General features: G+C 49.2%; 1 pseudogene. It reads right to left on the minus strand.

What is annotated here, in order from left to right:
* Positions 1–832 (minus strand): annotated as a pseudogene (locus tag ABEG11_RS19020) (hypothetical protein); the annotation flags it as partial.

Here is an 832-nt window from a genome sequence, read left to right on the forward strand (position 1 = left end):
ACAGTATAATCTTTTGGATTCTCCATCATATCATTTTGAATGTCATCAATTTTCATCCATTTCCAAGCCTCGCCTTCCTCCTTCTTCCTTTCTTTCTCTCCCTTCTCCTCCCCCCTCCTCCCCTTCTCTCCCCCTCTTCTTTCCCCCTCTCTCTCCTTTCCTTCTCTTCCCTTTCCTTTCCCCCCCTTCCTCTCCTTCTTTTTCCTTTCCCTCTTTCTCCCTTTGCCTTCCCCCTGATCTTCTACCCTTCTCTTCTCCTCCCTCCTCTCCTTGTCTTTCCTCCCCCCCCCCTCCTTCCCTCCCTCCCTTCCTTCCTCCCCTCTTTTTTTTCCTCTTTCCCTTTTTTTCTTTCTTTCTCCTCTCCCTCTTTCTTTTTTCCCCTCTTTTTTCCCCCCCTCCCTTTCTTTCCCCCTTTTCTTTTTCCCTTTCCCCCTCTTCTTCTTTTTTCCCCTTCCTCCTTTTTCCTTCCTTTTTTCCTCTTTCCCTTTCCCTCCCCCTTTCTTCCCTTCCTTTCTTTTCTTTCCTCCTCTCTTCTCTCCCTCCTTTCTCCTCTTTTCTTCCTCCCCTTTCCCTCCCTTTTTTTCTTCTTTTCCCCCCCTTCTTCCTCTCCTTCCTCTTTCCTTTCCCCCTCTCCTTCTCTTTCTTCCCTCCCTCCTCCTTCCTCTTCTTCTCTTCCCCTCTTCTCTTCCCCTTTCTCCCCCTCCCTTTCCCTTTTTTCCCTTCCCCTCCCTTTCCCCTCTTTTCCCCTTTCTCCCCCCCTCCCTCCCCTTTTCCTTTTCTCCCCCCCTCCTTTTCCCTTTTTCTCCCCTTTTTTTTTTCTCTTTTCTTCTCT

Origin of the sequence: Flavobacterium aestuarii, from assembly GCF_040049115.1 — a bacterium.
GTDB classification, from domain to species: Bacteria; Bacteroidota; Bacteroidia; order Flavobacteriales; family Flavobacteriaceae; genus Flavobacterium; species Flavobacterium aestuarii.